We start from the raw sequence: 14,209 nt of genomic DNA on the forward strand, positions 1-14,209 counted from the left end.
GCCGTGATCCAGCGCGTGCAGTCCACCTACATCCGCGCCAAGGACCTGCTGAGCCGCCTGCCCGGCAAGCCCGCCTGGTGCTACTACTCGGTCAACCCGCGCCGCTGCGGCACGGTCTTCGCCATCGACGGCCACGAGACCTGGCTGGTGCACAACCACCTCAACCCGCAGGAGACCGAGTTCGATTCGGTGGACCGCGACCAGAGCATCCGCCACATCCTGGGCGTGGGCGACGACTTCGCGTACGAAGTGATCTCCAAGGAAGACTGGGTGGGCCGCCGCCTGGTGGCCAAGCGCTTCCGCGACCGGCGCGTATTCATTGCCGGTGACGCCGCTCACCTGTGGGTGCCCTACGCGGGCTACGGCATGAACGCCGGCATCGCCGACGCGCTGAACCTCTCGTGGCTGCTGGCCGCGCAGGTGCAGGGCTGGGCCGACCCGGCCATGCTCGACGCCTACGAGGCCGAGCGCCAGCCGATCACCGAGCAGGTCTCGCGCTTCGCCATGGACCATGCGCAGAAGATGATCAAGGCGCGCAGCGCGGTGCCCGCCAACATCGAGGCGCCCGACGCGAACGGCGAGGCCGCGCGCGCCCTCATCGGCGACGAGGCCTACCAGCTCAACGTGCAGCAGTTCTGCTGCGCGGGGCTGAACTACGGCTACTACTACACGGGCTCGCCCATCATCGCGGCCGACGGCGAAGCGCCACCGGCCTACACGATGGGCGACTTCACGCCCTCCACCGTGCCGGGTTGCCGCGCACCGCACTTCTGGCTGGCCGACGGCCGCTCGCTCTACGACGCCTTCGGCGCGGGCTACACACTGCTGGTCGCGCAGGCCAGCGCGAACGCGCAGCCCCTCATCGACGCGGCCGCTGAAGCCGGCGTGCCGCTGCGCGTGCTCGACATCTCGGCCGAGGCGCAGCGGCCGGCCGAGTACCGCCACGCCCTGCTGATGTGCCGCCCCGACCAGCACGTGGTGTGGCGCGGCGACACGGTGCCCGCTGACGCGCGCGCCCTGGTGGCGCTGCTGCGCGGCGCGGGCCACGCCCTGCAGGCGAGCGGCGCGGCCGAGCGCGGAGAGCTCAACGAAGCCTGACGCTTCACCGGAGCAGCGGAACCGCGGGAACGGCGCCGACACGCAAACGGCGCCGTCCCGACCCTGCCCGCACCGCTCATGAAGCGCCAAACCCGCACGCAGCCCTCCAACACGCCACGAGGCCAGCAGACTTTTCTCTCACGGCAATCCGCCGAGTCGACCCACGCCACCCAGGGCGATGCCACCGCCCGCACCCAGGGGCTGTGGGACGATTTGCCCCACGAACTGGCCCAGAAGATCGTCTGGCTCCGCGCACCGCTCCCGGGCATGGGGCAGGCGTGTGCGCCGGCCACCCGCGTGGAGCTGTTCCGCTCGCTCATGGTCGATCGCAAGCTGCGGCATGCCACGCAGCCCCTGCTGCGCCTGGCCCGATGGTCCCACGAGCTCTCAAAGTGCTGGCCCCGGCCGCCGAACGCGCCCTCGGCGACCTGGCCCGCGCCGGATATCGAGACGCTCGTCAGCGACGCCGTGGCCCCGGGCGGGTCAGCAGGTTCGATGGCACTGGCGATCCCGCTGCCGCAGGACGCCGGCGGTCAGGCGCGCGCCGACCTGCTGTTGAGCCCCCTGAATGCCTACGTGCAGTCGCCGTTTCTGGCGCCCTTGCTGACCCGCCTGTTCGAGGCATGGCTCGAGCGGCGCCAGAACGCCGGGCCGCACACCCTGCGCTTGCCGCTGGACGATCTGCCGCAACGCCTGCTTCACACCGACCCTTTGCTGACGCCGCCCCACATTTTCGAAGCGATCAACACCAGCTCCTCGTGTCTGCCCATGGCCAACGTCGCCAGCGCACCGGTGCAGTTGCTGATGCAGCACTTTGCGCACTTCGACAAGGACTTCCAGCGAACGCTGGCGCTGCACCTGCTCCTGCTGCTGGAAGACGACGATCTGGAGATCGCCCCATCGACCTGGGCTGCGCTGAAACAGCACGGAATCGAAGGCCACGAGATGGTCGTTCAGGCCATTCACTGGAAGTCCAGCCTGCTGGACACGCCGGCCGGGCTGATCGATGTTCGGCGAGCGCGCGACGTGCTGGACGTTCTGAAGCGCTCCAGCCTGCTGTCGAGCCTGGCGAACCTGGCCCTGCTGGTCAGGCTCTGCGCCGTGCCCCAGCTGAGGGCACTGGAGAGCGACGAGGTCTGGCTCGCGCTCATCCAGAGGGTCATGGCGGAGATCCGCCACCAGCGGCCGGCGGTGTGGACCGACACCTTGCGCGCGGACTACCTCGTCGCCCGCCTGCCCGAAGACCTGGGCGTCGCAGCGTTCAACCGCCTGCCTGCGGCACAGCGCTTGCGATTCATTCGCAAGCCCCTCTGCGGCCTGTACTTCAAGGCCCGCATCCACATGCCCTACCTGCGGGCGTTGGCCAAGGCGCAGGACATCACTCCAGCGGAACGGCTTGCCACGCTGGACCACTTCATCCGTGGGGTGAATGCCTGCGGCGCCTACGAAGCCAGTGCCCTGCCCCAGTTGAACGGGTGGCGCCAGGGCGTGATCGACGAAGCCGCAGGCCAGGCGCCGGTGTAGAGTGGCGCCCCGTCCGCCGCATCCACCTTCCCATGGACCTCCCCACCCACCAACTGAGCATGACCGTGCTCATGACGCCCGACATGGCCAACTTTTCGGGCAACGTGCACGGCGGCACCATCCTCAAGCTGCTGGACCAAGTGGCCTACGCCTGCGCCGCGCGCTACGCGGGGCGCTACGTGGTCACGCTCTCGGTCGATCAGGTGATGTTCCTGCAACCCATCCACGTGGGCGAGCTCGTCACCTTCCTCGCCTCGGTCAACCACACCGGCACCTCCTCCATGGAAATCGGTATCAAGGTGGTGGCCGAGAACATCCGCTCTCAGGTGGTGCGCCACGCCAACAGCTGCTTCTTCACCATGGTGGCGGTGGGCGACGACGGCAAGGCCGTGCCCGTGCCGCCGCTCAAACCGGTCACGCCGGACGAGCACCGCCGCCACGCGGCCGCGCGCGTGCGCAAGCAGCTGCGCCAGGAGTTCGCGCAGCGCACCGAGGCCTTGCGCCAGGCGTGATCAATTCCAAAGTTCATCCAATCGTCATGATTCACGGCGCCACCAGGGTCACATAGCTGCGCCTTCCGCCCTCGCGGAAGGCGGAATCCCAGCATGCGCTCCTTCAAGACCCAAACCGACGTCACCACCCCCCTCATCCCGCGTCAGCAGACCTCCTCCCCGGGATTCATCGAGACCTTGAGCGGCCTTTTCGGCACCACCCAGCCGCCACCCGAGACAGGGCGTCAAGCCCACACCGTCCACCTCAACGACGAGTGGCTGCAGCAACTCGGCACCGACACCGAGTCGCGCGCCATCGCATCGCAGCACCCACAACTGCAGCAAGCCATCTCCGCATTGCGCGCTGCCGATCCCCCCGTGGTCGAGCTGCGCAAGAAGGACGGCGAAACCCCATGCACCTTCCTGGCACCTGGCCCCACGCGTGACACCCTGAAGCGCGTGGCCTGGATCGGCCAGACGCTGCTCCCGCTCGACGGCCTCGCCGCCGCCCGGCTGCTGACCGCCGCTAGCGATGCTGTCCGACAAGGCTTCCCGGACATGGAGGTGGAGTTGCTGCGCGACATCGGCCTGACCCTGCAGAACAGCCAGGCGAGCCTGCCATTCGAGACCCTGATGGCGCTGTGCACCCGAACCGCCGAACTCATCGATCTGGGCTTCATGGGGAAGGACGATGGACTGCTGTTCGAAGCGGCCGCCTGCCGCTCGCCGCAGGGCGCTGCCTATGGCCTCAACCTGAGCCTGCGGCGCCTGCGCACGGAGCTCAAGGCGCTGTCGGAGCAACCCGTCGGCGAACGCCAGGCCGAAGCCATTGCCCGCCTGGGCCGTGAGATCGATGGCCTGCACCGCCAGTGCCGCACCCTGAACCAGCGGGAGCCTGCGCAAGCCGCCATCCAGCTCCTGACGGACCTCGTTGCGCTGGCGAACGGCACGCCGGCGCAAGCCACGCTGTCCGCCACACTGGATCGCCTGATCGACGCCCAGGCCCGGTTCTTCGACGCGCCCCTGGACGTTGCCTCCTGGTATCCGGAACTGCTCGGAGGCGGCGACCCCCATCTGGCCGCGCAGGCGTACCACCAGCGCCTCGACGCCTCTGCCGATCCCGCGGGACGCCACGAGCAGTTGTGCAACTGCCTGACCAACCTCGTGCAGCACGGACCCGATCGGCCCTGGGCGACCTGGGCGGCGCACCTGGCGTTCGCGGCGCAGGCCTTCCCGCAGCAGCACGACGCCCGCGTCGACGTCAGACTCTGCCTGAACTGGGTGTGCGCCCAACCGGGTGACGCGGCCCAGCGGCTGGAGAACCTGTGGGCCTGCATGGCCGCCGCACCCGAACCGCACAAGGCCCTGAGTCCTCAGGACAGGGATCGCCTGCTGCAGCTCATGCTGGGCTTGCCGGCCGAGGACTCCACCAAAGCCCTCGAGGCCTACATGGCCCGGGTCCATCCCAAGCTGAACAGGCGGCTGGAGCCCGTGTGGACCCTGCTGGATGCCTATCAGCAACTGTCCGGTGGGACAGCCCCCAGGCAGATCCTGGAGGCACTGGTGGCCCGCCTGAGCCAAGGCAAGCACGGCGTGGCCCCCATACCCGAATGGGACTTCCTGGTGCGGCGCTTCCTGAGCCGCCTGCTCTCGCGCGACAAGAGCATCGACATGGCCAACTCCCCGGCCTTGCGCACCTTGCTCGTGCACCACGCCGTGGCCTCGAAGGACCCTCTGGCGGCGCTGGACAGCACCATCGACCTGATGCGCACCCTGTGGCAATCGGTGCAGGACGCACCGGCGTCGACCGGAGCCGGCACCAACGACCAGCCCGGTTTTTGCATGGTGCTGCGCAGCCACCTGCAACATCGATTCGGCTTCGGGGGCCAGGACCCCAAAACGGCGGACGGCGAGAAACGGCATGCCGAGCAGTTGATGGACGCCTGCCTGCGCGTGTTCGAGGAGTCCCGACATCCGGTGACGGGAGTACCCGCCGTGGCTTCGCCGCAAGCGGAGTTCCCGCAGGTCTACATGAGCCTGGTGCGGGCTCGCCTCGCCCAGCGCACCCACGCCGACAGCGCGGGCGAGCCTGTGCGGCGGGCCGTCGCACTGCATGAAGCCACCGTCGAGGAAACCGGGTACCTCCAGATGCTCGACCGTCGCGATCCTGCCTGGCAACACTACAGGGAGCGACTGGGGGACATGGTCAAAGCCCTGCAGGGCTCGCAGGCAACAAGCCAGCGCTGAGCCGTACCGGGTACCCGCTTGATGGCGGGGCCCCTGATCTTCTTCTTGATTTCCTTACCCCCATGTGGCGTTCCAGCACATCCAAAACAATCCCCCCGGAAAACAAATCGCTCCTCCGTCAAACGCCCCCTGGCAGCCCATCCAAGGCCACGAAGGCCACGCCGCTGGGCGAAGTCGAACGCATACGGCGCAACAACGAGTTCCTGAAAAAGGAACTGCGCGTCGAGGACGCCGACACGCTCGCCCTGGCGTCACAGACCATGGAGCTGGTGCTCAGCGCGCTGCTCGATCCGAATCGGCCGGTCCTGCAGGTGGCCAGGTCCTCCTGTGCCGACAGCGCATCGAACTGGGCCTTCAAGGCCTGCAGCGGCTGAAAGACCCGCAGCAACGCAACCAGCTCGCCAGCCGGCTCATGAGCGAGATCCTGGAGGCCCACGCGCTGATGCGCCGGCACGACGCGACGAACAACGACGCCATCAACCTCATGGCGAGCCTGCTGGGCATCGGCGTGGAGCACCAGGCCCCGTGGCTGCACATCGTGCAGAACGCCCTCAAGGACTTGACCCAGCCCACACCCCATTGACGCGCCATGAGCGGCGCCGGGCAACGCGCATGCGTACACTCCCTGCACCCCATGAGCTCCGCACGGCCGCCCGAAGGAGCTCGCACCGCAGCGCGCTGCGCGAAGGTCCAACAGTGAGCCCGCAAGACTACGTCCAGCAGAAGGCCGCCGCCTCCGGCAGCAGCTTCTACTACGCCTTCCTCTTCCTGCCGCCCGAGCGGCGCGCCGCCATCACCGCGTTCTATGCCTTCTGCCGCGAGGTGGACGACGTGGTGGACGAGGTGAGCGACGCGGGCGTGGCCCAGACCAAGCTGGCCTGGTGGCGCAGTGAAGTGGCGCAGGCCTTCGCGGGGCAGCCCAGCCACCCCGTCACGCAGGCGCTGATGCCGCTGGCCGCCGCCCACGGCATCGAGGCGCGCCACCTGCTGGGCGTCATCGACGGCTGCCAGATGGACCTGGAGCAGAGCCGCTACCTCGACTTCGCCAATCTGCAGCGCTACTGCCACCTGGTGGCCGGCCTCGTGGGCGAGGTGGCCGCGCGCATCTTCGGCCAGACGCAGGAACGCACCACCGAGTACGCGCACCGCATGGGCCTGGCCTTCCAGCTCACCAACATCATTCGCGACGTGGGCGAGGACGCGGTGCGCGGGCGCATCTACCTGCCCATCGACGAGCTGCAACGCTTTGACGTGAAGGCGCACGAGCTGCTGCGCCGCGGCGCCGCCCCGGGCACCGACGCCGCCGACTTCGAGCGCCGCTTCGAAGCGCTGATGGCCTTCCAGTGCCAGCGCGCCCTGGCCGCCTACGACGAGGCCCTGGCCCTGCTGCCCGACGCCGACCGGCGCAGCCAGAAGCCCGGCCTGATGATGGCCAGCATCTACCGCACGCTGCTGCGCGAGATCGCGGCCGAGCCGCTGCTGGTGCTCACGCGCCGCGTGAGCCTGACGCCGCTGCGCAAGTTCTGGCTCGCGTGGAAGGTGCAGGCGCTGGGGCGGTTGTGAGCCCCGCCCGGCCGCCCGAAGGGGCTCGCACCGCAGCGCGCCGCGCGGAGGTGGACGAATGAGCACCGCCCCGAGCGTCGCCATCGTCGGCGGCGGCTGGGCCGGCTGCGCCGCCGCGGTGGCCGCCGCGCAGGCGGGCGCCCGGGTCACGCTGTTCGAGATCACGCACACCTTGGGCGGGCGCGCGCGCCGGCTCGACATCTCGCATCCCGACGGCCAGCCGCTGTGGCTCGACAACGGCCAGCACATCCTCATCGGGGCCTACACGGCCACGCTGAGCTTCATGCGCGACGTGGGCCTCGACCCGCACGAGGCGCTGCTTGCCACGCCGCTGTCCCTGCGCTTCGCCGACGGCCTGGGCCTGGCGGTGCCGCCCTGGGCCGCGCGCTGGCCGGCGCCGCTGGACGCGCTGGCCGCCATGCTCACGGCGCGCGGTTGGCGGTGGTCCGAACGGCTCGCCCTGCTGCGCGTGTCGCTGCGCTGGCGCGCGCAGGGCTTCGCCTGCGGCGCGTCCGACACCGTGGCCAGCGTGTGCGCCGGCCTGCCTGCGCGCGTGATGGACGAGCTGATCGAGCCGCTGTGCGTGTCGGCCCTGAACCTTCCGGCCGGGCAGGCCAGCGGTGCCGTGTTCCTGCGCGTGCTGCGCGACGCGCTGTTCGGCCGTGGCGCAGCGGGCTTCGCGCCGTCGGCGCTGCTGCTGCCGCGGCACGACCTGTCGGCCCTGGGCCCCGACCCCGCCGCGCACTGGCTGCGCGAGCGCGGCCACACCGTGCACATGGGTCGGCGCATCGAGCGCATCGAGGCGGCCGATGGCGGCTGGCGGCTCAGCGGCGAGGGGCAGGCCGAGCGCTTCGACCGCGTGGTCTGGGCCACGCAAGCGAGCGCGGCGGCCGACGCGCTGCGCGGCATCTCGCCCACCTGGGCCGACGCCACGGCGGCGCTCGGCCACACCGCCATCACCACGGTCTATGCGCTGGGGTCGCGCCACCGGCCCCTGCCCACGCCCATGCTCGCGCTGCGCGGCGGGCCCGCGCAGTTCGTGTTCGACCGGGGGCACCTGCGCGCGGCCGATGCCGGTGTGCTGGCTTTCGTGCTGAGCCACAGCGAGGGCGAGCGCGAGGACCTGCAGGCCGCCACCCTGGATCAGGCGCGCGAGCAGCTCGGCCTCGTCGGCCTGATCCCGCTGCGCACCATCACCGAGCGCCGCGCCACCTTCGCCTGCACGCCGGGGCTCGAGCGCCCCCTGGGCGCGGTGGCGCCGGGCCTGTGGGCCGCGGGCGACTTCGTCGATGGCCCTTACCCGGCCACCATCGAAGGCGCGGTGCGAAGCGGCCAGGCCGCGGGCCGCGCGGCCGCCCACGAGGCCACCCGCAAGCCCATTGGCGAGGCCGCACGCGGGCGCTGAATTCGCGGCGATCGTGACGGATGGCGGCCTGGCGGGGCACTTCGCCCCTCGGCACGCGGCAACGGGGCTGTTAACCTCGGCCCTTCGGGGGAACCTGAGCCGCGCAGGCGGCTCCATTTCCCTTTCGTTTTTTCATGACCCGAGGAAAGGAGCCCATCGCCATGCCGGTCACCACCGTTGCACGATCCCTGTTCCGCGGCCTGTTCGCCCTGAGTCTGGGTGTGGCCGCCATCAGCGCCAGCGCCCAGGACATGGTCAGCATCAGCGGCAGCACCGTGAACATGCGCGACGGCCCGGGCCTGACCAGCACCGTGCTGTGGGAACTGCGGCGCGGCTTCCCGCTGCAGGTGACGGAGCGGCGCGGCGACTGGCTCGCGGTGAAGGACTTCGAGGGCGACACCGGCTGGGTGGCGCGCTCGCTCACCGCCGACGAGCCGCACCACATCGTCACCAGCAAGATCCTCAACGTGCGCAGCGGCCCGGGCACGAACAACGAGGTGGTGACGCAAGCCCAGTACGGCGAACTGCTCAAGACCCTGGAGAAGCGCGGCGACTGGGTGCGCGTGGAACGCGAGACGGGCGAGAGCGGCTGGGTGTCCGAGCGCCTGGTGTGGGGCTGGTGAACCCGGCCCGGTCGAACGCTCAGTCCTCGCTGAGGTAACCGCGCTCCAGCTGCTGTTGCTGGTTCTGGAAGATGGCCATGGCTGTTCTCATGCGAAGGAAGCCGAACCGTCGATAGAACGGCTCCTTGCCGGGCACGGCGTACAGAATGATCTTGCGGTGGCCGCGCGAGCGCTCCACCAGGTGTTCGACGATCTGTTTGCCCAGCCCCGTGCCCTGGTGGCTGGGCAGCACGGCGATGTCGCCGATGTAGGAGCAGTCCGCGCCGTCGGCCAGCGCGCGGCCGGCCCCGACGAGGCGACCTCCGTCGAAGACGAAGCACTTGTAGAGGCTGTTGCCGAACACGGTTTGCAGCCAGGGTGGTGGCTTGTCGCCCAGCGGCGCCGCACGGTAGAGCGCGCTGAGTTCGTCCCAGTCGATACCTTCACTGCCGTGCCGCCATTCGAGTGCCATGCGCCCTCCTCGCGCGTCGCTGCCTCAACCGTTCTCGCGCACGCGCAGGTACGCCGGCCGCGCCAGGCAGCGGCGCAGCCATTCGTGCATCACCGGGTGCGCGCCCATCAACGCCCGCGAGGCGCGCGCCCAGTTGAGCACGCTGGCCACGCACAGGTCGGCGATGGTGAAGCGCGCGGCGGCCAGCCAGTCCTGGCCCGCCTCCCGCTGTCGCTGCAGGTGCCGCTCCAGCACGCGCAGCGGCACCGCCAGGCGCCGCTCGGCCGCCAGCGCCAGCTCGGGCTTGCGGCGCTCCTCGGGCATGGCATGCAGGTGCGCCAGCACCGTGATCGCGTCGCGCTCGACCTCGTTGACCCCCCAGAACGACCAGCGAAGGGCCTCGGCCTCCTCGCGCGCGCTGGCGGGCGCGATGCCCTGGCCATCGGGGCGGCTGTGCACCCGCGCCAGGTACAGCGCGCAAGCCATGCTTTCCCACACCACCACCTCGCCCTCGGGGCGCCGGTCGATCAGCACGGGGATGTGGCCATTGGGGTTGAGTTCAAGAAAATCGGGCGTGCGCGTGCTGCCGTCCATGTACGGCGTAGGCACGTGGGTGAAGTCCAGGCCCAGTTCGACGGCGGCCCAGAGCGGGCGCACGGCGCGCGACGCGGCGATGCCGTGAATGATCAATCCCATGCCGGACGCCCCCTGCCCTGGTGGTGCGCGTGGCCGCTCATGCCTGGGCGAGCTGGTTGCACAGCGTCATCAGATCGGCCACGGTGGTGTGCGGCACCAGCGGCGCGTGGTCCCAGGCGTGGCCGTCGCGGTTGAGCCAGGCCACCTGCAGGCCCGCCACCAAGGCGCCCAGCGCGTCGAGCTGCGCGTCGTCGCCGATGTGCAGCACCTCGCCCGGGCGCACACCCGCCGCGCTGGCGGCCGCGTGGAAGATACGTGCGTCAGGCTTGGCCACGCCGAACTCGCGCGCGCTGATGGCCGCGCGAAAGTGCTGGCCCAGGCCGATGCGGTGCACGTCGGCGTTGCCATTGGACAGAGCCACCACCGGGTAGCGCCCGGCCAGCCATTCCAGCGCGGGCAAGGCGTCGTCGAACAGCTCGACACGCTGGCGCTCGGCGAAGAACACCTCGAACGCCTCTTCCGCCAGCTCGGGCTTTTCGCCGCCCCGGATGAGCACGAAGCGGATGGACTCGCGGCGCAGCGCGCTCAGGTCGTGCGCCAGGTCGGGCCGCTTGATCTGCAGGTAGTGGCGCGCCTCGCGCAGGGACTGGGGGTTGGCGGCCAGGATGGCGGCGGCCGGCGCGTGCTCCCGGAACCAGGCCAGCAGCGCGGCCTCGGCGCGCTCGATGGTGGGGCCGATGGGCCAGAGGGTGTCGTCGAGGTCGATGCTGATGGCACGCACACGCGAGGCGTCCAGCGTGGCGGCGCCGGACTCGGCGGGGTCCGTGCTCAGGGGGTCGTCTTTCATGCTTGCGAGAGAATAGCGCATGCCCTTCGCCACCGAACCGCCCCACGTCCATGGCCGCGCCGAACGCACGGCGGTGATCCTGTGCAACCTGGGCACACCCGACGAGCCCACCCCCGCGGCGCTGCGGCGCTACCTCGGCGAGTTCCTGGCCGACCCGCGCGTGGTCGAGATCCCGCGCCTGCTGTGGTGGCCCATCCTGCACGGCGTGATCCTGCGCGTGCGCCCCGCGAAGTCGGCCGCCAAGTACCAGAGCATCTGGATGCGCGAGGGATCGCCCCTGAAGGTGTGGACCGAGCGGCAGGCCAAGCGCCTGCTGGGCCACCTGGGCGAGCGCGGGCATTCGCTGCTGGTGCGCTACGCCATGCGCTATGGCAACCCGTCCATCGCGTCGGTGCTGGACGAGGTGAAGGCGCAAGGCGCCACGCGCGTGCTGGTGCTGCCGGCCTACCCGCAGTACAGCGGCACCACCACGGCGAGCGTGATCGACGCGGTGAACGCCTGGAGCGCGAAGCAGCGCGCGGTGCCCGAGCTGCGCTTCGTGAACCGCTACCACGACGACCCCGGCTACATCGCCGCGCTGGCGCGTTCGGTGCGTGAACACTGGCAGGCCAATGGCCAAGGCGACAAGCTGGTGATGAGCTTTCACGGCGTGCCCGAGCGCACCCTGCACCTGGGCGACCCGTACCACTGCGAATGCCACAAGACCGCGCGCCTGCTGGCGCAGGCGCTGGGCCTGACGCCCGATCGCTTCGTCCTCACCTTCCAGAGCCGCTTCGGCAAGGCGAAATGGCTGGAGCCCTACACCGAGCCCACGCTGGTGAAGCTGGCTGGCCAGGGCGTGAAAAGCGTGGACCTGATCTGCCCGGGTTTCATCGGCGACTGCATCGAGACGCTGGAAGAGATCGACATGGAGGCGCGCGCGGCCTTCCTGAAGGCGGGCGGCGAGCGCTTCGCGTACGTCCCCTGCCTCAACGACCGCGAGGAATGGATCCGCGCGCTGGGCGACATCGCGCTGCGCAACTTGCAGGGCTGGCCCACCGCATCGGCCGATGAGGCCGGGCGCGCCGACAGCCGCGAACGCGCCCTGGCCATGGGCGCCAAGGACTGAGCGTGCGCGCTCAGTGCCCCGCCAGGAAGCGCTGCACCAGTTCCAGCTGATCCGGCACGTTGAGCGCCGGCGCGTGCCCGCAGCCGGGAATCGTCACCACCAGCGCGCGCGGCCCGCGATCGCGCATGGCCTCGGCCGTCTCGACCAACAGCAGATCGGAGTCGGCACCGCGCAGGCACAGCACCGGCACGTCGATGCTGTCGAACACCGGCCAGAGCTCGTAGTCGTCGGGGTGGTGCTCGAACTGCTGCACCATCGCCGGGTCGTAGTGCGGCGTCACGCGGCCGTCGGGCAGCCGGCGCATGGAGCTTTCGCTGAGCAGGCGCCACTGCTTGTCGGGCAGGTGGCCGTAGGGCTTGTAGACGGCGCGGAAGTACTGCTCCAACTCGCGCATGGTGTTGAAGGCCGAGGGGTTGCCCGCATAGCTGCGGATGCGCTGCACCGCCGGGGCAGCGAGCTGCGGGCCGATGTCGTTGAGCACCAGGCGCTCGATGCGCCCGCGCAGCGGCCCCGCCGCGCACACCATGCCGATGGCACCGCCCATGGACGTGCCCACCCAGTGGAAACGATCCAGTGCGAGCTGGTCGACCAGCGACTTCGCCAGCTTCGAATAGAAGTCGAGGCAGTACTCGGCCTTCGGGTCCGCGCTCCACTGCGACAGGCCGCGCCCGATGGTGTCGGGGCAGATCACGCGCCAGCCCTGGGCGCACAGGTGCGCGGCCAGCGGGTCCATGTCGCGCCCCGTGCGCGCCAGGCCGTGCCAGGCCACCACCACCGGGCCGCCGGCCTGCGCGGGCACCCAGTCCATGAAGTGGATCTCGCGTTCCTCGCAGGTGATGTAGCGCGAGCGCGGTTCGAGCGCGGCGAAGTTCATGGCGCCTCCTTGGTGGCCTTGCTCAGCGCGCGCTCGCGCAGCTTGCCGACGACACCCGTGGGGAAGTGGTAGACCGAGAGCACGAACAACAGCCCCAGCCACAACAGCCAGCGGTCGGGCGTGAGCAGCGCGGGCAGCAGGGGCAGGCCCTCGAACAGGCCGCCGAGCCAGCGCAACAGGTCCTGCAGGTAGCTCTGCGCGACCAGGAAGACCACGCTGCCGATGATGGCGCCGTACAGCGTGCCCATGCCGCCAATGACGACGATGAGCAGGATGTCCAGCATGATCTCGAAGGACAGCGAGGTGTCCGGCCCGTTGTAGCGCAGCCAGAGCGCGAGCAGGCAGCCCGCGAGCGTGGCGAAGGACGCGGCGATCACGTTGGACAGCGTGCGGTACACCACCACCCGGTAGCCCAGGGCCTCGGCGCGGAAGTCGTTCTCACGAATGGCCTGCAGCACACGGCCGAAGGGCGAGTTCACGATGCGCAGCATCACCAGGAACATGGCCGCCACGCAGGCGAACAGCAGGTAGTAGGTGATGAAGCGCCCGTTGAGCGTCACCGGGCCGAAGGGGCCTTCGAAGTCCTCCTCCATCAGCGCGAAGCCGGGCGACAGCAGCTCGGGCAGGCGGAAGGTCAGGCCGTCCTCGCCGCCGGTGATGTCGGACAGCTGCGAGGCCAGCGTGAGAAAGGCCGAGGCCACGGCCAGCGTGATCATCGCGAAGAAGATCGCGCGCACGCGCAGCGAGAACAGGCCGATGGCCAGCGACAGCACGAAGGACAGCGCGAGCGCCGCACCCACGCCCACCGCGAGCGCATCCCAGCCCGCGCCCATGCGCGAGGACGCGATCGCCACGCCGTAGGCACCGATGCCGAAGAACATGGTGTGGGCGAAGCTCACGATGCCGGTGTAGCCCAGCAGCAGGTCGAAGCTCGCGACCAGCACCACGAACACCAGCACCTTGGCCGCGACGTTGAGCGCCTTGACGCCCGGGAACAGGAAGGGCGCGAAGGCCAGGCCCAGCAGCAGCGCCACGAGGATCACGGCCAGCCAGCGGCTGCGCGGCAGGTCGTGCGACAGGATTCGGCTCATACCTTCACCACCGGATAGACGCCTTGCGGCCGCCACATCAGCACGGCCACCATCAGCGCAATCGATGCGAACTGCGTGGCCACCGGCAGCACGAAGCCCACGTAGTTGACCATCAGGCCTACCAGCAGCGCGCCGATCAGCGCGCCCAGCGTGGAGCCCAGGCCGCCGATGATGATGACGATGAAGATCAGCACGTTGACCTGCGCGCCCATCTGCGGGATCACGCTCTGCTGGTACAGGCCCCACATCACGCCGCCCAGGCCCGCGAGCGC

16 protein-coding genes are annotated in these 14,209 nt (G+C 70.1%); 10 read left to right on the forward strand and 6 right to left on the reverse strand.

Annotation, left to right across the window (positions count from 1 at the left end; genetic code table 11):
* The 9 genes from VLG41_RS15005 to VLG41_RS15045 all read left to right on the forward strand — a co-directional run.
* Positions 1–1,098 (forward strand): FAD-dependent monooxygenase (locus VLG41_RS15005; RefSeq protein ID WP_325350202.1); only part of this gene is annotated, 1,098 nt, incomplete at its 5' end.
* Between the two features lie 78 nt (positions 1,099–1,176).
* Positions 1,177–2,622 carry a hypothetical protein gene (locus tag VLG41_RS15010; protein ID WP_325350203.1) on the forward strand — a complete coding sequence of 482 codons (1,446 nt, stop codon included), beginning with the start codon at positions 1,177–1,179 and terminating at the stop codon, positions 2,620–2,622.
* 32 nt (positions 2,623–2,654) lie between these two features.
* Positions 2,655–3,134, forward strand: a complete 480-nt coding sequence (locus tag VLG41_RS15015; protein ID WP_325350204.1) for an acyl-CoA thioesterase — start codon at positions 2,655–2,657, stop codon at positions 3,132–3,134.
* 93 nt (positions 3,135–3,227) lie between these two features.
* Positions 3,228–5,360 (forward strand): hypothetical protein, encoded by a 2,133-nt coding sequence (locus tag VLG41_RS15020; RefSeq protein WP_325350205.1) that lies wholly within the window; start codon positions 3,228–3,230, stop codon positions 5,358–5,360.
* Positions 5,361–5,422: 62 nt separating this feature from the next.
* On the forward strand, positions 5,423–5,734 hold the full coding sequence (locus VLG41_RS15025) for a hypothetical protein (protein WP_325350206.1): 312 nt from the start codon (positions 5,423–5,425) through the stop codon (positions 5,732–5,734).
* Positions 5,735–5,772: 38 nt separating this feature from the next.
* Positions 5,773–5,943, forward strand: a complete 171-nt coding sequence (locus VLG41_RS15030) for a hypothetical protein (RefSeq protein ID WP_325350207.1) — start codon at positions 5,773–5,775, stop codon at positions 5,941–5,943.
* 113 nt (positions 5,944–6,056) lie between these two features.
* A complete protein-coding gene (gene hpnD / locus VLG41_RS15035) occupies positions 6,057–6,923 on the forward strand; it encodes a presqualene diphosphate synthase HpnD (protein ID WP_325350208.1) in 867 nt (288 codons plus the stop codon).
* Positions 6,924–6,981: 58 nt separating this feature from the next.
* Positions 6,982–8,328: a hydroxysqualene dehydroxylase HpnE gene (hpnE, locus tag VLG41_RS15040; protein ID WP_325350209.1), complete on the forward strand. Its 1,347-nt coding sequence runs from the start codon at positions 6,982–6,984 to the stop codon at positions 8,326–8,328.
* Between the two features lie 161 nt (positions 8,329–8,489).
* Complete coding sequence (locus tag VLG41_RS15045) at positions 8,490–8,951, forward strand: SH3 domain-containing protein (RefSeq protein WP_325350210.1); 462 nt, start codon at positions 8,490–8,492, stop codon at positions 8,949–8,951.
* A gap of 19 nt (positions 8,952–8,970) precedes the next feature.
* Here VLG41_RS15045 and VLG41_RS15050 read toward each other — a convergent pair whose 3' ends face one another.
* Genes VLG41_RS15050 through VLG41_RS15060 form a run of 3 tightly spaced genes read right to left on the reverse strand, consistent with a single transcriptional unit; the run spans position 8,971 to position 10,864 of the window.
* On the reverse strand, positions 8,971–9,402 hold the full coding sequence (locus VLG41_RS15050; protein ID WP_325350211.1) for a GNAT family N-acetyltransferase: 432 nt from the start codon (positions 9,400–9,402) through the stop codon (positions 8,971–8,973).
* A gap of 24 nt (positions 9,403–9,426) precedes the next feature.
* Positions 9,427–10,077 carry a glutathione S-transferase family protein gene (locus tag VLG41_RS15055; RefSeq protein ID WP_325350212.1) on the reverse strand — a complete coding sequence of 217 codons (651 nt, stop codon included), beginning with the start codon at positions 10,075–10,077 and terminating at the stop codon, positions 9,427–9,429.
* A gap of 37 nt (positions 10,078–10,114) precedes the next feature.
* Positions 10,115–10,864, reverse strand: coding sequence for an HAD-IA family hydrolase (locus VLG41_RS15060; protein WP_325350213.1), 750 nt, complete (start codon positions 10,862–10,864; stop codon positions 10,115–10,117).
* 19 nt (positions 10,865–10,883) lie between these two features.
* Here VLG41_RS15060 and hemH point away from each other — a divergent pair, with 19 nt between their 5' ends.
* Positions 10,884–11,972 carry a ferrochelatase gene (hemH, locus tag VLG41_RS15065; RefSeq protein WP_325350214.1) on the forward strand — a complete coding sequence of 363 codons (1,089 nt, stop codon included), beginning with the start codon at positions 10,884–10,886 and terminating at the stop codon, positions 11,970–11,972.
* A gap of 10 nt (positions 11,973–11,982) precedes the next feature.
* Here the strand turns inward: hemH and VLG41_RS15070 are convergent, their stop codons facing one another.
* The 3 genes from VLG41_RS15070 to VLG41_RS15080 form a co-directional block, all read right to left on the reverse strand.
* Entirely contained in the window at positions 11,983–12,846 is an 864-nt protein-coding gene (locus VLG41_RS15070) for an alpha/beta hydrolase (protein WP_325350215.1), read from the reverse strand.
* Complete coding sequence (locus VLG41_RS15075) at positions 12,843–13,937, reverse strand: branched-chain amino acid ABC transporter permease (protein WP_325350216.1); 1,095 nt, start codon at positions 13,935–13,937, stop codon at positions 12,843–12,845. Before VLG41_RS15075 ends, VLG41_RS15070 begins: the two co-directional genes overlap by 4 nt.
* Positions 13,934–14,209: ABC transporter permease subunit (locus tag VLG41_RS15080; protein WP_414652501.1), on the reverse strand; the 276-nt coding region annotated here is incomplete at its 5' end. The genes VLG41_RS15075 and VLG41_RS15080, both read right to left, overlap by 4 nt.

This window comes from Hydrogenophaga sp., assembly GCF_035481345.1.
GTDB lineage: Bacteria > Pseudomonadota > Gammaproteobacteria > Burkholderiales > Burkholderiaceae_C > Hydrogenophaga.